This is a genomic window from Xanthobacter sp. DMC12, from assembly GCF_056314105.1.
In genome coordinates this window covers 1,576,727-1,597,303 of the sequence record NZ_JBQUYZ010000001.1, presented here as the reverse complement: position 1 = coordinate 1,597,303, position 20,577 = coordinate 1,576,727, and the positions used below count along the sequence as shown (strand labels likewise).

Sequence of the window (20,577 nt, the reverse complement as noted above, 5' to 3'; positions counted from 1 at the left end):
AGGCAAGACCGTCATGACCGAGGCCGCCCCCAAGAAATCCAACCGCAAGGTCATCATCACCTGCGCCATCACGGGGGCGATCCACACGCCCACCATGTCGCCCTACCTGCCCATCACGCCGGACGAGATCGTCGCCGACGCGCTGAAGGCAGCCGAGGCCGGCGCGGCCATCCTGCACCTGCACGCCCGCAACCCGGAAACCGGACAGCCGGACCAGACGCCGGAGGCCTTCGCCCCCTTCCTGCCGCGCATCAAGCAGGCCACCGGCGCCGTCATCAACATCACGTCCGGCGGCAGCCCCTACATGAAGGTGGAGGAGCGCGTGCTGCCCGCCGCCACCTTCAAGCCGGAGGTCGCCTCTCTCAACATGGGCTCCATGAATTTCGGGCTGTTCCACCTCCTCGACAAGTACAAGGAGTTCAAGCACCCGTGGGAGAAGACCCATCTTGAGAACACGCGTGATCTCGTCTTCCGCAACACCTTCAAGGATATCGAATATATCCTGACCACCTGCTACGACAACGGCACGCGCTTCGAGTTCGAGTGCTACGACATCGGCCATCTCTACAATCTCGCGCACTTCCTGGAGCGTGGGCTGGTGAAGCCGCCGCTGTTTGTGCAGTCGGTGTTCGGCCTCCTCGGCGGCATCGGTCCCCACCCCGAGGACGTGATGCACATGAAGCGCACCTGCGACCGGCTGTTCGGCGATCAGTATCGCTGGTCCGTGCTCGGCGCCGGTCGCAACCAGCTGCCGATCGCCGCCATGGCCGCCTCCATGGGCGGCAACATCCGCGTGGGGCTGGAGGATTCGCTCTGGGCCGGGCGCGGCAAGCTCGCCACCTCCAACGCCGATCAGGTGAAGCTCGCCGCGAAGATCATCGAGGGTCTGGGACTGGAAGTCGCCAGCCCCGACGAGGCGCGCGAGATCCTGGAGCTGAAGGGCGCGGACAAGACGAATATTTGAGGGCCCCTGCGGGCCGCATCAACGACACACGAAAAAGCCCCCGGCCATCGGCTGGGGGCTTTTGCTTTGAGAAGCGGGTGATCTCGATCTGCGGCGCGGGCGATGTGCCTCAGCGCGGCAGGGTGGTGGCGCCCATCAGATCCTTGTCGATGGCGTGGGCGGCCTGGCGGCCTTCGCGGATGGCCCAGACCACCAGCGACTGGCCGCGGCGCATGTCGCCGGCGGCGTAGAGCTTCGGCACGGAGGTGGCATAGGCCTCCTCGTCCGCCTTCACGTTGCCGCGCTTGTCCAGCGCCACGCCGGACTGCTCGATGAGCCCGGCGAACAGCGGATGGGCGAAGCCGATGGCGAGGAAGACGAGATCGGCGCGCAGCACGAACTCGGTGCCGGGGATGGGCTGGCGCTTGGCATCCACCCGGGCGCACTTCACGCCGGTGACGCGGCCGTTGCGGCCCTCGATGCCCAGCGTCGCGCAGGCGAACTCGCGCTCGGCGCCCTCGGCCTGGGAGGAGGAGGTGCGGAACTTGGTGGGCCAGAAGGGCCACACCGCCAGCTTGTCTTCCTTCATGGGAGGCACGGCGCGGATGTCGAGCTGGGTGACCGAGAGCGCGCCCTGGCGGAAGGCGGTGCCCACGCAGTCGGAGGCGGTGTCGCCGCCGCCCACCACCACCACGTGCTTGCCGCCGGCGAGGATCGGGATTTCGTTCACCGGCTCGTCGCTCTCGCGGCGGTTGGACTGCACGAGATAGGGCATGGCGAAGTGCACGCCCTCCATCTCCTGCCCGGGCAGGCCGGGATCGCGCGGGGCTTCGGAGCCGCCGGCGAGCAGCACCGCGTCGTGGGTATCAAGCAGCTCCTGCAGGGGGCGGACCACACCGATGTTCTCGTTGTAGTGGAAGGTGACCCCTTCCGCCTCCATCTGCTTCACCCGACGATCGATGTGGTGCTTCTCCATCTTGAAGTCGGGGATGCCGTAGCGCAGCAGGCCGCCGGCCTTGGGCTCGCGCTCATAGACATGCACGTCATGGCCGGCGCGGGCGAGCTGCTGGGCGGCGGCAAGGCCCGCCGGGCCGGAGCCGACGATGGCCACTTTCTTGCCGGTCTTCACTTCGGCGGGCTCGGGCTTGATCCAGCCCTTCTTCCAGGCCTTGTCGGCGATGGCCTGCTCCACCGTCTTGATGGTGACGGGCACGTCCTCGAGGTTCAGCGTGCAGGCTTCCTCGCACGGGGCGGGGCAGATGCGGCCGGTGAACTCGGGGAAATTGTTGGTGGAGTGGAGATTGCGCGCGGCCTCTTCCCACTCGTTGCGATAGACGAGGTCGTTCCAGTCCGGGATCTGGTTGTGGACCGGGCAGCCGGTGGGACCGTGGCAGAAGGGGATGCCGCAATCCATGCAGCGCGACGCCTGGTTCTCCACCTCGGCGTCGGGCAGCGGCAGCGTGAACTCGCGGAAATGGCGGATGCGGTCGGATGCGGGCTGATACTTCTGCTCGCGCCGATCAATCTCCAGGAACCCCGTGACCTTGCCCATAAAAACCTCGTTGGCGAACCTTGAGGGAACCGCCGCGCGCGCCGGATGTCTCCGCGTGCCGCACCACCAGTTCCATTACAAGAATTGTTCCAGCTTGAGGACTCGGTTTTCGCGCGCGTTCCCGCACGGGCGACCGGCCCGCTCGCCGGCCGCTCCGGGCCGGCCGGCGTCCCCTCCGGGGAGGGGACGCTCCTGCCTCATTCGGCCGCCGCGAGGCCGCGGCGCTTCTCCATCTCGCGCAGGGCGCGGCGGTATTCCACCGGCATCACCTTGACGAACTTGGAGCGGTAGTCCGCCCAGTTGTCGAGGATCTGCTGGGCCCGCGCCGAGCCCGTATAGTGCAGGTGCTTGGCGATGAGCTGGTGCAGGCGCTCCTCGTCGTGGCGGGACATGTCGCCCTGCACGTCGATGCGGCCCTTGAACTCCAGGTCGCCGCCGTGGTGGTGGAGGCGCTCCAGCAGGTCCTCCTCCTCCTCCACCGGCTCCAGGTCCACCATGGAGAGGTTGCAGCGCTTGGCGAAGCTCTTGTCCTCGTCGAGCACGTAGGCGACGCCGCCGGACATGCCGGCCGCGAAGTTGCGGCCGGTGGGGCCGATGACCACCACGATGCCGCCGGTCATGTATTCGCAGCCATGGTCGCCGGTGCCTTCGACGACGGCGATTGCCCCCGAATTGCGCACGGCGAAGCGTTCGCCGGCGACGCCGCGGAAGTAGCATTCACCCTCGGTGGCGCCATACATCACCGTATTGCCGACGATGATGGAATTCTCCGCCACGATGGCCGAGTTGGCCGGCGGCCGCACGATGATGCGCCCGCCCGACAGGCCCTTGCCCACGTAGTCGTTGGCCTCACCCACGAGATCGAACGTGACGCCCGCCGCGAGGAAGGCGCCGAAGGCCTGGCCCGCCGTGCCCGAGAGGGTGACGTGGATGGTGTCGTCGGGCAGGCCGGCGCCGCCATAGGCCTTGGCCACCGCGCCCGAGAGCATGGCGCCGGCGGAGCGGTCCACCGAGCGGATGGGCGTCTCGATCTCCACGCGCTCGCCGCGCTCCAGCGCCGGGGCCGCCTTTGCGATGAGGGTGCGGTCGAGCACCTTCTCGATGGGGTGGTGCTGGCGCTCGGTGTGGCGGATGCCCACGTCGGCGGGCACCTGCGGCACCGCGAAGATGCGCGAGAAGTCGAGGCCCTTGGCCTTCCAGTGGTCGATGGCCGCCTTCTGGTCCAGCACGTCGGCGCGGCCCACCATCTCCTCCAGCTTGCGGAAGCCGAGGGAGGCCATGATCTCGCGCACCTCTTCCGCGATGAAGAAGAAGTAGTTGATGACGTGCTCGGGCGTGCCCTTGAAGCGCTTGCGCAGCACGGGGTCCTGCGTCGCCACGCCCACCGGGCAGGTGTTCAGGTGGCACTTGCGCATCATGATGCAGCCCGCCGCGATGAGCGGGGCGGTGGAGAAGGCGAACTCGTCGGCGCCGAGCAGGGCGCCGATCACCACGTCCCGGCCGGTGCGCAGGCCGCCGTCCACCTGCAGCGCGACGCGCGAGCGCAGGCGGTTGGCCACCAGCGTCTGCTGGGTCTCGGCGAGGCCCATCTCCCACGGCGAGCCGGCGTGCTTGATGGAGGTCAGCGGGCTCGCGCCCGTGCCGCCCTCGAAGCCGGAGATGGTGATGTGGTCGGCGCGCGCCTTGGCGACGCCGGCCGCCACCGTGCCCACGCCGACCTCGGAAACGAGCTTCACCGACACGTCCGCGTCGGGGTTCACGTTCTTGAGGTCGTAGATGAGCTGGGCAAGGTCCTCGATGGAATAGATGTCATGGTGCGGGGGCGGGGAGATGAGGCCCACGCCCGGGGTGGAGTGGCGCACCTTGGCGATCACCGCATCCACCTTGTGGCCGGGCAACTGGCCGCCCTCGCCGGGCTTGGCGCCCTGCGCGACCTTGATCTGCATCACGTCGGAATTGACGAGATACTCCGCCGTCACGCCGAAGCGGCCGGAGGCCACCTGCTTGATCGCGGAGCGCATGCTGTCGCCGTTGGGCAGGGGCTTGAAGCGCTCGGGCTCCTCGCCGCCCTCGCCGGTGTTCGACTTGCCGCCGATCCGGTTCATGGCGATGGCAAGCGTCGTGTGCGCCTCGCGCGAGATGGAGCCGAACGACATGGCGCCGGTGACGAAGCGCTTCACGATCTCGGAGGCGGGCTCCACCTCGGAGATGTCCACGCCCGCCTGCCCGATCTCCTCCGCACCCTTGATGCGGAACAGCGAGCGCACGGTGAGGAGGCGCTTGTCCTCCTCGTTGATCATGGCGGCGAACGCCCGGTACTTGTCCTGCGCGTTGCCGCGCACGGCATGCTGGAGGGTCGCGACCGAGTCCGGCGACCAGGCATGGTCCTCGCCGCGGATGCGGTAGGCGTATTCGCCGCCCACATCGAGCGCCGAGCGGAAGATGGGCGCGTCCGAGAAGGCGAGCTTGTGCCGCCGCACGGTCTCTTCCGCGATCTCCGGCAGGCCGACACCCTCGATGGTGGTGGCGGTGCCGAAGAAATACTTGTGAACCAGCTCGGAGGAGAGGCCCACCGCGTCGAAGATCTGCGCGCCGCAATAGGACTGGTAGGTGGAAATGCCCATCTTGGACATCACCTTCAGCAGCCCCTTGTCGATGGACTTGATGAAGCGCTTCACGATCTCCTTGTCGTCCACCTCCTCCGGAATCTCGTCCTTCATGGAGAGCAGGGTCTCGAAGGCGAGATAGGGGTTGATGGCCTCGGCGCCGTAGCCGGCGAGACAGGCGAAGTGATGCACTTCCCGCGCCTCGCCGGTCTCGATCACGAGACCGACCGAGGTGCGCAGGCCCTTGCGGATGAGGTGGTGGTGCACCGCCGCCGTGGCGAGCAGCGCCGGGATCGGGATGCGGTCCGCGCCCACGAGGCGGTCGGACAGGATGATGATGTTGTAGCCGCCATGGACGGCCGCCTCGGCGCGCTCGCAGAGCCGCTCGACGGCATCCTCCAGGCCCGCCGCGCCCTTGTCGGACGGGTAGGTGATGTCCAGCGTGCGGGTGTCGAACCGCTCCTCCATGAAGCCGATGGAGCGGATCTTCTCCAGGTCCTCGTTGGTGAGGATGGGCTGGCGCACCTCAAGGCGCTTGCGGCGGGCGTTGCCCTCCAGGTCGAAGATGTTCGGCCGCGGCCCGATGAAGGAGACGAGGCTCATCACCAGCTCCTCGCGGATCGGGTCGATGGGCGGGTTCGTCACCTGCGCGAAGTTCTGCTGGAAGTAGCTGAACAGCGACTTCGACTTGTTGGACAGCACGCTGATCGGCGTGTCGGTGCCCATGGAGCCGACGGCCTCCTGGCCGGTGATGGCCATGGGCGCCATGAGCAGCTTGAGGTCTTCCTGCGTGTAGCCGAACGCCTGCTGGCGATCGAGCAGCGACACGTCGGTGCGCACCTCGCGCGCCTCCACGGGGCGCAGGTCTTCCAGCACCAGCTGGGTGTGCTTCAGCCACTCCTTGTAGGGGTTGGCGCGGGCCAGCTCGGTCTTGATCTCCTCGTCGGGGACGAGGCGGCCTTCCTCGAGGTCCACCAGCAGCATCTTGCCGGGCTGGAGGCGCCACTTGGTGACGATCTTCTCCTCGGGCAGCGTGAGCACGCCCATTTCCGAGGCGAGGACGATGGTGTCGTCGCTCGTCACCATGTAGCGGGCGGGGCGCAGGCCGTTGCGGTCCAGCGTCGCGACGATCTGGCGGCCGTCGGTGGCGACGATGGCGGCGGGGCCGTCCCACGGCTCCATGAGGGAGGCGTGATACTCGTAGAAGGCGCGCCGCTCCTCGTCCATGAGCGGGTTGCCGGCCCACGCCTCGGGCACCAGCATCATGGCCGCGTGGGGCAGCGAGTAGCCGCCCTGCACCAGGAATTCGAGCGCGTTGTCGAAGCAGGCGGTATCGGACTGGCCCTCGTAGCTGATGGGCCAGAGCTTGGAGATGTCGGCGCCGAACAGTTCCGAATCCACGCTCGCCTGCCGCGCCGCCATCCAGTTGACGTTGCCGCGCAGGGTGTTGATCTCGCCGTTGTGCGCCACCATGCGATAGGGGTGGGCCAGCGGCCAGGCCGGGAAGGTGTTGGTGGAAAAGCGCTGGTGGACGAGGGCAAGCGCGCTCTCGAAGTCCGGGTCATGCAGGTCCGGATAATAGGCGCCGAGCTGGTCGGCGAGGAACATGCCCTTGTAGACCAGCGTGCGGCAGGACAGCGAAACCGGATAATAGCCGGCGGTGCGCGGGTCCTTGGCGCCGTAGACGGTGTTGGAGATCACCTTGCGCAGCACGAACAGGCGGCGCTCGAAGCCGTCCTCGTCGCCCGCGAACTCGCCGCGGCCGATGAAGATCTGCACGTGCTTGGGCTCGGTGGGCAGCACGCTGACGCCGAGGGAGGAATTGTCGGTGGGCACGTCGCGCCAGCCGATCAGCGCGAAGCCCTCTTCGGCGACAACCCGCTCGTAGGCGGCGCGCACGATGGCTTCGCCCTCGGGATCGCGCGGCATGAAGATGTGGCCGACGGCATATTCACCGGGCTCGGGCAGGGCGAAGCCGAGGCGGGCGGCCTCCTTGGCGAAGAACTTGTGCGGGATCTGCACCAGCATGCCCGCGCCGTCGCCGGCGCGCGGATCGGCACCCACGGCGCCGCGGTGCTCCAGGTTGAGCAGGATGTTGATGCCGTCCTGCACGATGCGGTGGCTCTTGCGGCCCTTGATGTCGGCGATGAAGCCGACGCCGCAGGCGTCACGCTCGTGCGCCGGGTCGAACAGGCCGAAGGCGTCCGGACGGCCGACGATCGCCGTGTCTTTCACGGCGGCGGCAGTGTGAGCCACGCTTCCGATCAAGCCATCCTTGCGATCCATCGGTGCCATCTGACCATTCCTTTTCCATAGGGCGGCACGCCGCCCGCATTCGCCGGCTTCGCCGCCGGCCTTCCCCAGATTGTCGGCGCCCCTGCGCATCGCGCCGGGCGTCGGACCCCCTTCGCCCGGACGGGACGTCCCGGCGATATCCGATACCTGCTTTGCAACTTTTGCACCACAGCCGCGCCGCGCAGAAATGCGCCCCCGTCCGGCCTCGGCCGGCGACGGGCCGGCCCCATGGAACGTAAGCTCGGCAATTCGGCGCGCACGGGAGATAGGGAAGCAGGACTGCCCTATCTCGGCGAAGATGCCAGAAAAGCAGCAGCCTCACAAGCGCCACGATGGCGCAGAAACCGCCAATTTGGCGAAAAATTGCGCGGCCGGCGCGTTTGACGCAAGAACGGTACGGGGCGGTTGGTCCTCGCGCAACGGGATTTCGGGGTGGCTGCCGACGCCGTGGCGAAAGCCGGCGGGCGTCCCGCTTCCCCCGCCGGGGCCCGTCCCACGGCTGCCGCATTGAAAGGCTTATGTGATCGGGAATCGGGCCGTCCCCGGGTCTCTTCCTCGCTTGCGCGGATGCGCGCGGGGTGGGGCAGGGGAGAACGGCCGACCGCCGCAGGTTTCCACTGTTCCGGAGCAGCGCCGTGCGCCACACCGTCTCACTTCCCCTCGGCTCCCGGCCGTTGCTGCGCGCGGCCGCCGTCTCTGCCCTTCTCTTCGGCAGCGCGCTGCCGACGGCGGCGCAGGTGCTGATCTATGAGGGCCAGCCCGGCCTCGCGCCGCGGGGCTATCCCGTGCCGCCCGGCGCCTATCCGCCCGGCACCTATCCCGGCGGCGCGTATGCCGTTCCGCAGGCGCGCTATCCGGTGCTGCCGCCGGAGGAAATCCGCGCCATCGCGCAGAGCCTCGGCTACTGGAACATCGGTGCCCCGAAGCTCTCCGGCCGCTTCTATCTGGTGGCCGCCTCCGACCAGGAGGGGCGGGCGCTCCTGCGGGTGAACGCCTTCACCGGCCGGGTAGTCAGCGCTCGCAATATTCCGGGCGGACCGGCCGTGGCCGCGCCTGCGCCCTATCCCGCGCCCCAGCGTGCGGCGCCTCCGGCGACCGCGCGCGCGGTTCCGCCTCCGGCGCCCGCCTACAGCGCCCCCGCTCCCGCGCCGGCGATGGCCGGGACCCCGGCGCCGCTGCCGCCCCAGCGCCCGCCCGAGGCGACCATGGCGGCAGTGACGCCCGCGCCTTCGGCGGTCGCCCCAGCCACGCCGATTACTGCGGCGCCTGCGCCTTCTCCCGCTCCCGCCGCCCCCGCGGCCCAGCCGGCACCGGGCGCGAGCGCCAACGCGCCTGCAGGCCAGACGGCGGCCCAGCAATCGGCCAATGCCGCGCCCTCCGCGACGCCGGCACCGCCCGCGAGCGCCGCCCAGCCGCAGAAGCGCAAGGCCGGCGCCGGCACGGCGACCACCGACAGCGCGTCGGCGGGCACCGCCTCGGTCCTGTCGCGTCCGAAAGGTCAGTAGGAGAGGGTCAGCGAGAGGCCGGCGGCCTCACGCCAGGTAGGCCGCGGCCACCAGTCCGATCAGGATGATGGCGAGAAAGCCCAGCGTGACGAGGCCCAGCCGCTTCTCGATGAACTCGCGCGCGGCCGGGCCGAAATAGTAGAGGATCGCCGCCAGCAGGAAGAAGCGCGCGCCGCGGGTGATGACCGACAGCACGATGAACCAGAACAGGCTGTAGTCGGCGAAGCCCGAGGTGATGGTGACCAGCTTGAACGGGATCGGCGTCAATCCCTTCAGCAGGATCACCCAGTGCCCGTAATGGGCGTAGGCGGCGCGGAACTGGTCGACCTTCTGGCCGTAGCCGTACAGCTCGATGAGGAACTTGCCCACGCTGTCATAGAGCAGCGCGCCGATGGCGTAGCCGACGAGGCCCCCCAGCACCGAGGCGATGGTGGCGATGAGGGCGTAGCGCCAGGCCTTGTCCGGCCGCGCCAGCGTCATGGGCACCTGCAGCACGTCCGGCGGGACCGGGAACACCGAGCTTTCCGCGAAGGCCACGATGGCGAGGGCCCAGGGCGCCGACGGCTTCGCCGAATACGCGATGATCCAGTCGTAGAGCTTGCGGAGCATGGGCGCCTTGCTGCGTTGCGGAAGAGTGCTTTCGCTTAGAGCCTCGACCGATCCGAGTAAAGCGCCGCGCCGCGCGGCCTTTCGCGGGGGTGCCATCGCGGGGCGGGGCATGGCCACGCCTGGGCTCGTAAACCGATGCTTTACCACCCCGGTTCACGCAAGGTCCCTGTGACTCGCAAGACACAGACACATGGCGCGGCGCGGTGTAAACCCGGTTTCGCTGCGGTCGAGTCGCGGGGGCGTCACCCCGGTCGCGGTGCCGGCGGGGCGGGCCACGCCCCGGACGATTTTCCGGGGAACACCCCGGTGCCGTTCAGTCTTTATGAACCGGTGCTGACACACTCATTCAGCTCCGGTGCCGCACGGGAAGCGTAAACGTGCTGCACCGCCGCAAGGGTGCCGTCGGCAACGGAAGCCGCGACGCAAGTTCCGAGGATCGAGGATGACCAAGCGAATCGCCGTGTTTGCCGCTCTCGTGCTGGGCTATGTGCTGACAGGCATGGCGCTGAACGCCAGCCAGCCGGCCGACGCCGCTTCCCCCGCCTCGCCTGCCACTGCGCAGACCGAGAGCAACTGATCGCATCCCGATCAAGGCGCCCATCGGGGCGCCTCCCGTCCTCGGTCGATGGACCACGGCGGGTGTCAGGTCGATGGCCGCGCAGTTTCCATGAAGCAAAGCAGATATGAAAAAAGGCCGGGCAAGCGCCCGGCCTTTTCATTTTCATGCCCGTTGCCGCATCGATGACCGGGCAGGCCCGGCCATCGGGGGAGGGGGCTCAGTGGACGGCCGCCTTCTTCTGCGGCTCCAGATCGGCGGCGGTCAGGGGCGGGTTGGCGAGGATGCCGCCGAGGCCGGCCATGGCGGCGCGCTGGCGCACCAGAGCGAGCACCACGTCGAGGGTCGGGGTGGGCATCTCCAGCATCTGGCCCATTTCCTGGACGACGCTGACCAGCGGATCGATCTCCATCGGCCGGTCACGCTCCAGGTCCTGCAGCATGGAGGTCTTGTGCGCGCCCACGGCACCGGCGCCGTTGATGCGGCGTTCCACATCCACGCGGAAGTTGACGCCGATGCGCTCGGCGATGGCCTTGGCCTCCAGCATCATGGCCTTGGCCACGGCGCGGGTGCCGGGATCGGCGGCGATGAGGTCGAGGGTGGCGTGGGTAAGGGCGCTGATGGGGTTGAAGCAGAGGTTGCCCCACAGCTTCAGCCACAGCTCGTCGCGGATGTTGGGCATCACCGGCGCGCGCAGGCCGCCCTTCTCCATCATCTCGCTGAGGGCGGTGACGCGGGGCGTGATCTCGCCCGACGGCTCCCCGAGGGGGAACTTGTCGCCATAGATGTGCTGGATGACGCCCGGTGCCACAACTTCGGTCGCGGGATAGACGATGCAGCCGATGGCGCGCTCGGGGCGCAGCACTTCCCACTGCTTCGCGCCGGGATCGATGGTGGCGAGGGTGCGGTTCTCCAGCGGGCCGCCATTCTTGTAGAAATACCAGTAGGGCACGCCATTCACGGCGGTGACGACCGAGGTGTCATTGCCCAGCAGCGGGCGCATCTGCTCCACCACGCCGGGGACCGAATGGCCCTTGAGGGCGATGATGACGTAATCCTGCGGGCCGAGCTCGCGCGGGTCGTCGGTGGCGCGCACCTTGGCGACGCGCTCCTCGCCATTGATCAGCAGCTTCACGCCATTGGTCTGCATGGCCTCCAGATGGCCGCCGCGGGCCACCAGGCTGACTTCGGCGCCGGCGTGCGCGAGCTGCACGCCCAGATAGCCGCCGATGGCCCCGGCACCGTAAATGCATACCTTCATGGCGATCCTCCCTGCTGTGCGCGATCTGTGTCGTATTATGTATACCAGATTAGCGGGCAGCCCCGCCGTTCGGCAAGTGCTGGCCACCATACTTATGGAAATTAATTCCGCAACGTGGAAAATTTGACGCAGGGGCAGCGCGCGGGGTGGACGGGGGCGAGGGGAACGATAGTTTGTTGGGCAACCAAACGGGAGGAGAATGCGGCATGCCGGACACCGAGCTCGCACCGCGGCGCAGGGGACGGCCGGCCTCCGGCACGGCGTCGGAGGGCGGGGCCGAGGTCCAGTCGCTGGATCGCGCCATCGCCCTTTTGCGCGTGGTGGCGGACCAGGACGGCATGGCGCTGGCCGAGATCGCCCGGCGCGCCGAACTGCCCGTCTCCACCGTGCATCGGCTACTGACCACGCTGGAGAAGCGCCAGCTGGTCAATCACGACCTCTCCACCGGGCTCTGGACGGTGGGGCTTGGCCTGTTCCGCATCGGCTCGGCCTATCTGCGCATCCGCAAGCTGCCAGATATCGGCCGCCCCGTGATTCGCCGTCTCCTCCACGAGACCGACGAGACCGTGAACCTCGCCATGTTCGATGCCATGGAGCTGGTGGTGGTGGCGCAGGCGGAGGCCCATGCGCCCGTGCGCGCCTTCTTCCGCCTCGGCGCGCGGCTGCCGCTGCACGCCACCGCCGCCGGCAAGGCGGTGCTGGCTGCGGCGAGCCCCTCCTTCCGCGGCGCGTGCCTCGCCCAGGTGCGCTACGAGCCCTTCACCACCGCGACCCGCCGCGAGGAGCGGGCGCTGATGGACGACGTCTCCGAAATCCTGGAGCGCGGCTTCGCCGTGGACCGGGAGGAGCACGCCCCCGGCATGCGCGCGGTGGCGGCGGCCATTCTCAACGAATGGCGCGAGCCCATCGGCGCGGTGTCGGTGTCGGGTCCGGCGGTGCGCATGAGCGAGGATCGCATCCAGCGCCTCGGCCGGCGGGTCGCTGCGGCGGCGGAACAGATGACGCGCCTGTATTCAGGTGCGGATGAAACCCTGCCGCAGGACTACGCCGCCTTCCGGTAGGCGGCCTTCCCTAACTGGAATACAGTATTCCAAAGTTGTGGCATACAACGTACCTAATTCCGAATTGAAAATTCCAATTGACACCCCTCCCTTGGTCTATACTCTTGCCAAGCCGCCGTAACGGCAACGGTGGGAACGCCAACTAAAATGCCGACAAAATCGCGTATTGGTGAAAATGCGCGATGTCAAAACAGGCTGAAGTCCCGTTTTCGTCTGCTCCATAGAGGCTAAGCCCAGGGGTTGGACGAACTGAAATGTTCTCGGGAACTTGCCCGGCGCAACAGGCGCCGGCTGAAACAAGCTCTGGAATTGCGATCCGCACAAAAAACAACGCGGACGTGGGGAGGAAAAATCAGATGCATTCGGCAATCGCCAAGATCGTCAGGAGAGGTGTGGCTGCGCTCGCGGTCACGACGGCACTCGCGCCGGCTATCGCCCATGCGGCGTGGGAGCCGACCAAGACCGTGGAATTCATCGTGCCCGCCGGCACCGGCGGCGGCGCCGACCAGATGGCGCGGATGATCCAGGGCATCGTCCAGAAGAACAATCTGATGAGCCAGCCGCTCGTCGTCATCAACAAGTCCGGCGGCGCCGGCGCCGAAGGCTTCCTGGACGTGAAGGGGTCCAACCGGAACCCCCACAAGATCATCATTTCCCTCTCGAATCTCTTCACCACCCCGCTCGCCACCGGCGTGCCCTTCTCCTGGAAGGACATGACCCCGGTCTCCATGCTCGCGCTCGACGAATTCGTCCTGTGGGTGAACGCCAAGGCCCCCTATGACGACGTGAAGGGCTTCCTCGCCGCGCTCAAGGCGGCCTCCGGCGACCAGACCTTCAAGATGGGCGGTACCGGCTCCAAGCAGGAAGACCAGATCATCACCGCCGCCATCGAGCAGAAGACCGGCGCTAAGTTCATCTACGTGCCCTACAAGGGCGGCGGCGACGTTGCGGCCCAGCTGGTCGGTGGGCATGTCACCGCCTCGGTCAACAACCCCATCGAGGCGGTGTCCCAGTGGCGCGCGGGCGAGCTGAAGCCGCTCTGCGTGTTCGACTATGAGCGGCTGCCCTACAAGGAGCCCATCGCCAACGGCAAGTCGTGGAACGACATCCCGACCTGCAAGGAATCCGGCCTCGATATCGAATATCTGATGCTGCGCGGCATCCTCATGCCGCCGAATGCCACGAAGGATCAGGTCGATTACTTCGTCGAGCTGTTCAAGAAGGTCCGCGCCACGCCGGATTGGCAGGACTTCATGCAGAAGGGGGCCTTCAATACGACGGCCCTGAGCGGTCCCGAATACGCCGCCTGGCTCACCAAGGCCGAGGCCACGCACAAGGACCTCATGGAGAAGGCGGGCTTCGTCGCGAAATAAGCGTCGAGGTTCGCGGCGCCGGTGCCGTGCGGCCGCAGAGCCGCGGGCGCCGGAAGGGCAGGGACGGCAGGGGCTTCGCCACACGCGGAGCCGGGCCGGCCGCCGACCCTTCGCGCCGATCTGGGAAGCCCATCCGGGACGCCGCGCGGAACCTGACCGCCCTGCGCCCCGGCCGTGACCGGCCCCGTTTGAAGCCCCGCAGGATGCCTGAGAAGGATGCCCGAGCGCGGGGCGCTTCAAGGATCTGTTCCCATGAGCACTGACAGCGGACACACCGCCCCCACCGCGCACAATGAGAAGACCGTCACCAACCGCACCATGGACGTGGTGGTGGCGCTGATCTTCATGGCCCTCGCGGCCGTCGTCATGGCCGACAGCTGGCGCGTGGGCGCGCGCTGGGCGTCGGACGGCCCGCAGGCCGGCTACTTCCCCTTCTATGTCGGCCTCATCATGTTCGTCGCCTCCACCACCATCCTGGTGCAGGCGCTGGTGAGCCGCCATCCGGATCTCGGAAACTTCGTCGATCGCTCCCAGCTCGTCTCGGTGATGCAGGTGCTGATCCCGACGACGGTCTATGTGGGGCTGATCTTCCTCGTCGGAATCTATCTCGCGTCGGCGGTGTTCATCGCCTTCTTCATGTGGTGGCTCGGCAAATACCCGGTGGCGAAGATCATCCCCGTCGCCGTGGGCGTGCCGCTCGCCCTCTTCGTCATGTTCGAGATCTGGTTCCTAGTGCCGCTGCCCAAGGGCCCGCTCGAGACCGCGCTCGGCTACTGACCACCGGCGCCCCGCGCCGCGGTCCCGCCCGCGCGCCCCGCCTCCGGGGCCGCGGGAGGCGACAGACGATCTCCGCCCGGCCCCGCCCGGCGGACCCACGGGCGATGCGACGCCCATCCATCTTTTCGAGACCATCGACGCACAACAGGCAACGCGCCCGACCCCGCGCGAGCCGCCACAGAAGCGGCCGGGGGGCGCAACGGAGGACCCCGTGGAAGCGCTCACGTCACTCATCGGAGGGTTCGGTGTCCTCGCCGACCCCATGAACATCGTCTACATGTTCGTCGGCATCTCGCTCGGCGTCCTCATCGGCGTGCTGCCGGGGCTGGGCGGCGCCAACGGCGTCGCCATCCTGCTGCCGCTTACCTTCTCCATGTCGCCGGTGTCGGCGATCATCATGCTCTCCTCCATCTATTGGGGAGCCCTGTTCGGCGGCGCCATCACCTCCATCCTGTTCAACATTCCCGGCGAGCCCTGGAGCGTGGCCACCACCTTCGACGGGCATCCCATGGCCCAGAAGGGGAAGGCCGGCGAGGCGCTGACGGGAGCCTTCACCGGCTCCTTCATCGGCGCTTTCTTCGCCGTGCTGCTCATCACCTTCCTCGCGCCGGTCATCGCCAAGTTCGCGCTGCAGTTCGGCCCGGCCGAGTTCTTCGCCGTCTATCTCCTCACCTTCTGCTCGTTCGTCGGCATGGGTAAGGAGCCGCCGGCCAAGGTGATCGCGGCCATGATGCTCGGCTTCGCCCTCGCGGCGGTGGGCATCGACACGGTGACGGGCCAGTTGCGCATGACCTTCGGCTCGGTGGAGCTGCTGCGCGGCTTCGACTTCCTGGTGGCGGTCATCGGCCTGTTCGGCGTGGGCGAGATCCTGCTCACCATGGAGGAAGGCCTCGCCTTCAAGGGCAAGAGCGCCTCCATCAATCCCAGGGTGGTGCTGCACACCTGGGCGCAGATCCCCAAATACTGGGCGGGTCTTCTGCGCTCGGCCATCGTCGGCTGCTGGATGGGCGTCACCCCCGGCGGCGCCACGCCGGCCTCCTTCATGAGCTACGGCCTCGCCAAGAAGTTCTCCAAGAACGGGCGCAACTTCGGCAAGGGCGAGTTGGAAGGCGTCATCATGCCGGAGACGGCGGCCCACGCCGCCGGCACCTCGGCGCTGCTGCCCATGCTCACGCTGGGCATCCCCGGCTCGCCCACCGCGGCGGTGCTGCTCGGCGGCCTGCTGATTTGGGGCCTCCAGCCCGGCCCGCTGCTGTTCGTGGAGCAGAAGGACTTCGTGTGGGGCCTCATCGCCTCGATCTATCTCGGCAACATCGCCGGCCTGATCGTGGTGCTGACCACCGTGCCGATCTTCGCGGCCATCCTGCGCATCCCGTTCAGCGTGATCGCGCCGATCATCCTCGTGATCTGCGCGGTGGGTGCCTACACGGTGCACAACGCCGGACTCGACATCGCCGTCATGCTGGTCTTCGGCGTCATCGGCTACCTGTTCAAGAAGCTGCAGTATCCGCTGGCGCCGCTGGTGCTGGCCCTGGTGCTGGGCGACATGGCCGAATCGTCCTTCCGGCAGGCCATGCTGGTCTCGCAGGGCCACCTCTCCATCTTCTGGTCCAACCCGCTGGTGGGCTCCATCGTCACCCTCGCGCTGGTGATGCTGGTGTGGCCGCTGGTGTCGAAGGTGATGGCCCGCCTCAACGGGCACAAGGAAGCGGCGGCCGCCGAGTGAAAGACGGCGCGCGGGCAACCAAAGGCCCATGAGTTTGGCTCATGGGCCTTTGGCCAAGCCCGCGTGGCGCCTGAGCGTGGCCCTCTCGGCGTCGGTCGAAGACCGAGGCCGATGGGGCAGCGGCTTCCGCCCGTTACCGTTTCGCCCGTCCTGCCCTTGGGTCGTGCTGCAGCGCGCAACCGATTTCCGGCAAGATGGGATTGATACGGAGTTCTGAACACCGTATACAGTATTTCACGGATGAGGAACGCCTCGACAGAAGGCGGCCGCTTCCAGGGAGAGGAAGTCCAGGTCGTGCAGACGCCCGTGCATCAGACGCCCGCGCTCGATGTTGATCCTCCGAAGCTCAAGGTCGAGCCTCTGGAGGCCGCGTCCAGCCTGCGCATGCTGGCCTATGAGGCCCTGAAGCGCGCCATCACGCAGATGGACATCTACGGCTCGACCACCGAATTCCGTCTCGACGAGCGCCAGCTTTCCGAGACGCTGGGCGTATCGCGGACGCCGATCCGCGAGGCCATGACCGTTCTGGAGCAGGAGGGCTTCGTGCGCTCCGTTCCGCGCCGCGGCATCTTCGTGGTGCGCAAGACCAAGCGCGAGATCCTCGACCTCATCGTGGTCTGGGCGGCGCTGGAGGCGATGGCGGCGCGCCTGGCCGCGACCCACGCCTCGGACATTGAGATCGCGGGCCTGCGCCGGCTCTTCCACGAGTTCCAGGCGCAGCCGCTCGCCAACCAGATGAACGAGTATTCGGAGGCGAACATCGCCTTCCATCAGGCCGTGATCCGCATGGGCGGGTGCCGGCTGATCGTGGACATGACGGAGAACCTGTTCCTGCACATGCGCGCCATCCGCGCAGTCTCGGTGCGGCAGGAGAACCGGTACGAAATCTCCATGCGGGAACACATGGCGATCATCGATGCGCTCGAGACCCGAGACCCAGATCTCGCCGAGCGCCTGGTGCGGGAACACACCATGGGCCTTGCGGCTCATGTGGAACGGCACGGCGTCTTCCCCGAATAGGCCGGTCACAGGCCCCGGAACGACGCCCTAGGAGATCCTCATGGCTACGGCGGAAAAGTCCAAGATCGAAGACAACGTGGTGCATATCGACCCGGCCGCCGAGGCCGAGCGTGATCTCACCGACGGCTTCCACCTCGTCATCGATGCCCTGAAGCTCAACGGCATCGAGACCATCTACGGCGTGCCCGGCATCCCGATCACCGATCTCGGCCGCATGTGCCAGGCCGAGGGCATCCGTGTCATTTCCTTCCGTCACGAGCAGAATGCCGGCAACGCGGCGGCGATTGCGGGCTTCCTCACCAAGAAGCCCGGCATCTGCCTCACCGTGTCGGCCCCCGGCTTCCTCAACGGCCTGACCGCGCTGGCGAACGCCACCACCAACTGCTTCCCGATGATCCTCATCTCGGGCTCGTCCGAGCGCGAGATCGTCGACCTGCAGCAGGGCGACTATGAGGAGATGGACCAGCTCGCCATCGCCAAGCCCCTGTGCAAGGCGGCCTTCCGCGTGCTGCACGCCGCCGACATCGGCATCGGCGTCGCCCGCGCCATCCGCGCGGCGGTGTCGGGCCGTCCGGGCGGCGTCTATCTCGACCTGCCGGCGAAGCTCTTCGGCCAGGTGATGGATGCCGAGGCCGGCGCCAAGTCCCTCGTCAAGGTGATCGATCCCGCCCCGGCGCAGATCCCGGCCCCGGCCGCGGTGGACCGCGCCATCGAGCTGCTCAAGGGCGCCGAGCGTCCCCTCGTCATCCTCGGCAAGGGCGCGGCCTACGCGCAGGCCGACGACGAGATCCGCGCCTTCATCGAGAAGAGCGGCATTCCCTTCCTGCCCATGTCCATGGCCAAGGGCCTGCTGCCCGACACCCATCCCCAGTCGGCGGGCGCTGCGCGCTCCACCGCGCTGAAGGATGCCGACGTTGTGCTGCTGGTGGGCGCCCGCCTCAACTGGCTGCTTTCCCACGGCAAGGGCAAGACCTGGGGCGATGCCCCGAAGAAGTTCATCCAGGTGGACATCGAGCCCAAGGAGATGGACTCGAACGTCGAGATCGCGGCCCCGCTCGTCGGCGACATCGGCTCGGTGATCGCCGCGCTCAATGCCCGCCTCGACGGCAGCTGGAAGGTGCCCCCGGCCCAGTGGACCGAGACCATTCGCACCAAGAAGGAAGCCAACATCGCCAAGATGGCGCCGAAGCTTCTGAAGAACTCGGTGCCCATGGACTTCCACTCGGCGCTCGGCGCGCTGAAGAACGTCATCAAGGAGCGCCCCGACGCGCTGCTGGTGAACGAGGGCGCCAACACCCTCGACCTCGCTCGCGGGATCATCGACATGTACGAGCCGCGCAAGCGCCTTGATGTCGGCACCTGGGGCGTGATGGGCATCGGCATGGGCTTTGCCATCGCGGCGGCGGTGGAGACCGGCAAGAAGGTTCTCGCGGTGGAAGGCGACAGCGCCTTCGGCTTCTCCGGCATGGAGGTGGAGACCATCTGCCGCTACAACCTGCCGGTCACCATCGTGATCTTCAACAACAACGGCATCTATCGCGGCACCGACACCGACCCCACCGGGCGTGATCCCGGCACCACGGTGTTCGTCCCCGGCTCGCGCTACGACAAGATGATGGAAGCCTTCGGCGGCGTGGGCGTGAACGTCACGTCCCCCGACGAGCTCTATCGTGCGGTCAGCGCCGCCATGGATAGCGGCAAGCCCACCCTCATCAATGCGGAAATCGACCCGGCCGCCGGCTCCGAGAGCGGCAACATCGGCTCGCTGAACCCGCAGAGCGTGGTCAAGAAGAAGAAGTGAGCGGCGCCCGAGCTATTCGGCGCCACTCATGATGCAAGGCTGGTCGGCGGGGCCTCAGGTCCCGCCACCCAACCCGACGACACCAAAACAATAAAAGTAAAACCGGGAACGAAAACAGAGCGGAATTGTGAGGACACTATGGGCAAGGCACTAGAGGGGGTCCGCATCCTGGACTTCACCCACGTTCAGTCCGGACCGAGCTGCACCCAGCTGCTCGCCTGGTTCGGCGCGGACGTCATCAAGGTGGAGCGTCCCGGCGAGGGCGACGTGACGCGCGGCCAGCTCCGCGACGTGGACGGCGCCGACAGCCTCTATTTCACCATGCTCAATTCCAACAAGCGGTCGATCACCCTCGACACCAAGAACCCCGAGGGCAAGGCCGTCCTCGAGCAGCTGGTGCGTCAGTGCGACGTGCTGGTCGAGAATTTCGCGCCGGGCGCGCTCGACCGCATGGGCCTCACCTGGGAGCGCCTTTCCACCATCAATCCGCGCCTCATCCTCGCCTCTGTGAAGGGCTTCGGCCCCGGCCCGTTCGAGGATTGCAAGGTGTATGAGAACGTCGCCCAGTGCGCGGGCGGTGCGGCCTCCACCACCGGCTTCCGCGACAGCCTGCCCATGGTCAGCGCCGCGCAGATCGGCGACTCGGGCACCGGCCTCCACCTCGCCCTCGGCATCGTCACCGCCCTGTTCCAGCGCGAGCACACCGGCCGCGGCCAGCGCGTGATGTGCGCCATGCAGGATGCGGTTTTGAACCTCTGCCGCGTGAAGCTGCGCGACCAGCAGCGCCTCGCCAACGGCCCGCTCAAGGAATACAGCCAGTTCGGCGAGGGCATTCCGTTCGGCGACAGCGTGCCCCGCGCCGGCAACGATTCCGGCGGCGGCCAGCCCGGGCGCATCCTGCGCTGCAAGGGCTGGGAGCACGATCCCAACGCCTACATCTACTTCATCACCCAGGCCCCGGTCTGGGAGAAGATCTGCGACGTCATCCACGAGCCCGAGTGGAAGACCGACCCGAACTACGCGACGCCGGCCGCGCGCCTGCCGCACCTCAACGAGATCTTCACGCGCATCGAGGCGTGGACCATGGCCCACACCAAGTTCGAGGCCATGGAGATCCTCAACAAGTACGACATCCCCTGCGGTCCCATCCTCTCCATGAAGGAGATCGCCGAGGACCAGTCGCTCTATGCCACCGGCACGCTGGTGGAGGTGGAGCACCCGACGCGCGGCACGTACCTGACCGTCGGCAACCCGATCAAGCTCTCCGACAACCAGGTCGAGGTGGAGCGCTCGCCGCTGCTCGGGGAGCACACCGAGGAGGTGCTCGCCGGCGTGCTCGGCCTCGCCCCCGACCGCATCGACGCCCTGCGCGCCTCCGGCGCCATCGGCACCCCCCGTCGCATGGCGGCGGAATAGCAGCATACGCCTCGGGGCGGTGCGCCTTAAGGGGCCGCCCCATCGCCGGCGACGGCGGGAGGTGACAGGTTTGAAA

The 20,577-nt window shown here is 67.6% G+C and carries 14 protein-coding genes; 10 read left to right on the top strand and 4 right to left on the bottom strand.

What is annotated here, in order from left to right:
- Window positions 1-13 precede the first annotated feature (13 nt).
- Window positions 14-964 carry a 3,5-dioxohexanoate:acetyl-CoA acetone transferase gene (kce, locus tag ACT535_RS07335; protein ID WP_476363859.1) on the top strand — a complete coding sequence of 317 codons (951 nt, stop codon included), beginning with the start codon at window positions 14-16 and terminating at the stop codon, window positions 962-964.
- A 109-nt stretch (window positions 965-1,073) separates the two neighbouring features.
- On the opposite strand, the gene ACT535_RS07330 is transcribed toward kce, so the two are convergent.
- Window positions 1,074-2,495 (bottom strand): glutamate synthase subunit beta, encoded by a 1,422-nt coding sequence (locus tag ACT535_RS07330; protein WP_168459899.1) that lies wholly within the window; start codon window positions 2,493-2,495, stop codon window positions 1,074-1,076.
- Window positions 2,496-2,692: 197 nt separating this feature from the next.
- Window positions 2,693-7,396 carry a glutamate synthase large subunit gene (gene gltB / locus ACT535_RS07325; RefSeq protein WP_476363858.1) on the bottom strand — a complete coding sequence of 1,568 codons (4,704 nt, stop codon included), beginning with the start codon at window positions 7,394-7,396 and terminating at the stop codon, window positions 2,693-2,695.
- A gap of 635 nt (window positions 7,397-8,031) precedes the next feature.
- On the opposite strand from gltB, the gene ACT535_RS07320 reads away from it, so the two are divergent.
- On the top strand, window positions 8,032-8,901 hold the full coding sequence (locus ACT535_RS07320; RefSeq protein WP_476363857.1) for a hypothetical protein: 870 nt from the start codon (window positions 8,032-8,034) through the stop codon (window positions 8,899-8,901).
- 27 nt (window positions 8,902-8,928) lie between these two features.
- Here the strand turns inward: ACT535_RS07320 and ACT535_RS07315 are convergent, their stop codons facing one another.
- Window positions 8,929-9,510 carry a YqaA family protein gene (locus ACT535_RS07315; RefSeq protein ID WP_476363856.1) on the bottom strand — a complete coding sequence of 194 codons (582 nt, stop codon included), beginning with the start codon at window positions 9,508-9,510 and terminating at the stop codon, window positions 8,929-8,931.
- Window positions 9,511-9,952: 442 nt separating this feature from the next.
- Between ACT535_RS07315 and ACT535_RS07310 the strand changes: the two genes are divergently transcribed.
- Complete coding sequence (locus ACT535_RS07310; RefSeq protein WP_476363855.1) at window positions 9,953-10,087, top strand: hypothetical protein; 135 nt, start codon at window positions 9,953-9,955, stop codon at window positions 10,085-10,087.
- 199 nt (window positions 10,088-10,286) lie between these two features.
- On the opposite strand, the gene ACT535_RS07305 is transcribed toward ACT535_RS07310, so the two are convergent.
- Window positions 10,287-11,327, bottom strand: coding sequence for a 2-dehydropantoate 2-reductase (locus ACT535_RS07305; RefSeq protein ID WP_168459895.1), 1,041 nt, complete (start codon window positions 11,325-11,327; stop codon window positions 10,287-10,289).
- Between the two features lie 206 nt (window positions 11,328-11,533).
- Between ACT535_RS07305 and ACT535_RS07300 the strand changes: the two genes are divergently transcribed.
- The 7 genes from ACT535_RS07300 to frc all read left to right on the top strand — a co-directional run bounded on the left by ACT535_RS07300 (window position 11,534) and on the right by frc (window position 20,501).
- Window positions 11,534-12,388 carry an IclR family transcriptional regulator domain-containing protein gene (locus tag ACT535_RS07300; protein ID WP_168459894.1) on the top strand — a complete coding sequence of 285 codons (855 nt, stop codon included), beginning with the start codon at window positions 11,534-11,536 and terminating at the stop codon, window positions 12,386-12,388.
- Between the two features lie 356 nt (window positions 12,389-12,744).
- Window positions 12,745-13,761 carry a tripartite tricarboxylate transporter substrate-binding protein gene (locus ACT535_RS07295; protein ID WP_168459893.1) on the top strand — a complete coding sequence of 339 codons (1,017 nt, stop codon included), beginning with the start codon at window positions 12,745-12,747 and terminating at the stop codon, window positions 13,759-13,761.
- Between the two features lie 252 nt (window positions 13,762-14,013).
- Entirely contained in the window at window positions 14,014-14,538 is a 525-nt protein-coding gene (locus tag ACT535_RS07290) for a tripartite tricarboxylate transporter TctB family protein (protein WP_476363854.1), read from the top strand.
- Between the two features lie 262 nt (window positions 14,539-14,800).
- Window positions 14,801-16,264 carry a tripartite tricarboxylate transporter permease gene (locus ACT535_RS07285; protein WP_476364006.1) on the top strand — a complete coding sequence of 488 codons (1,464 nt, stop codon included), beginning with the start codon at window positions 14,801-14,803 and terminating at the stop codon, window positions 16,262-16,264.
- 384 nt (window positions 16,265-16,648) lie between these two features.
- Window positions 16,649-17,284, top strand: a complete 636-nt coding sequence (locus ACT535_RS07280) for a GntR family transcriptional regulator (RefSeq protein ID WP_476326372.1) — start codon at window positions 16,649-16,651, stop codon at window positions 17,282-17,284.
- Between the two features lie 40 nt (window positions 17,285-17,324).
- Window positions 17,325-19,085, top strand: coding sequence for an oxalyl-CoA decarboxylase (gene oxc, locus ACT535_RS07275; RefSeq protein WP_476324076.1), 1,761 nt, complete (start codon window positions 17,325-17,327; stop codon window positions 19,083-19,085).
- Between the two features lie 138 nt (window positions 19,086-19,223).
- On the top strand, window positions 19,224-20,501 hold the full coding sequence (frc, locus tag ACT535_RS07270; RefSeq protein WP_168459888.1) for a formyl-CoA transferase: 1,278 nt from the start codon (window positions 19,224-19,226) through the stop codon (window positions 20,499-20,501).
- Window positions 20,502-20,577: the final 76 nt, after the last annotated feature.

Excerpts from the sequence above, each read along its gene's own strand:
- ACT535_RS07305 (WP_168459895.1), bottom strand. The coding sequence starts at position 11,327 with ATGAAGGTATGCATTTACGGTGCCGGGGCCATCGGCGGCTATCTGGGC.
- kce (WP_476363859.1), top strand. The coding sequence starts at position 14 with ATGACCGAGGCCGCCCCCAAGAAATCCAACCGCAAGGTCATCATCACC.
- ACT535_RS07285 (WP_476364006.1), top strand. The coding sequence starts at position 14,801 with ATGAACATCGTCTACATGTTCGTCGGCATCTCGCTCGGCGTCCTCATC.
- frc (WP_168459888.1), top strand. The coding sequence starts at position 19,224 with ATGGGCAAGGCACTAGAGGGGGTCCGCATCCTGGACTTCACCCACGTT.
- ACT535_RS07330 (WP_168459899.1), bottom strand. The coding sequence starts at position 2,495 with ATGGGCAAGGTCACGGGGTTCCTGGAGATTGATCGGCGCGAGCAGAAG.
- ACT535_RS07280 (WP_476326372.1), top strand. The coding sequence starts at position 16,649 with ATGCTGGCCTATGAGGCCCTGAAGCGCGCCATCACGCAGATGGACATC.
- gltB (WP_476363858.1), bottom strand. The coding sequence starts at position 7,396 with ATGGCACCGATGGATCGCAAGGATGGCTTGATCGGAAGCGTGGCTCAC.
- ACT535_RS07295 (WP_168459893.1), top strand. The coding sequence starts at position 12,745 with ATGCATTCGGCAATCGCCAAGATCGTCAGGAGAGGTGTGGCTGCGCTC.
- ACT535_RS07300 (WP_168459894.1), top strand. The coding sequence starts at position 11,534 with ATGCCGGACACCGAGCTCGCACCGCGGCGCAGGGGACGGCCGGCCTCC.
- ACT535_RS07290 (WP_476363854.1), top strand. The coding sequence starts at position 14,014 with ATGAGCACTGACAGCGGACACACCGCCCCCACCGCGCACAATGAGAAG.
- ACT535_RS07310 (WP_476363855.1), top strand. The coding sequence starts at position 9,953 with ATGACCAAGCGAATCGCCGTGTTTGCCGCTCTCGTGCTGGGCTATGTG.
- oxc (WP_476324076.1), top strand. The coding sequence starts at position 17,325 with ATGGCTACGGCGGAAAAGTCCAAGATCGAAGACAACGTGGTGCATATC.
- ACT535_RS07315 (WP_476363856.1), bottom strand. The coding sequence starts at position 9,510 with ATGCTCCGCAAGCTCTACGACTGGATCATCGCGTATTCGGCGAAGCCG.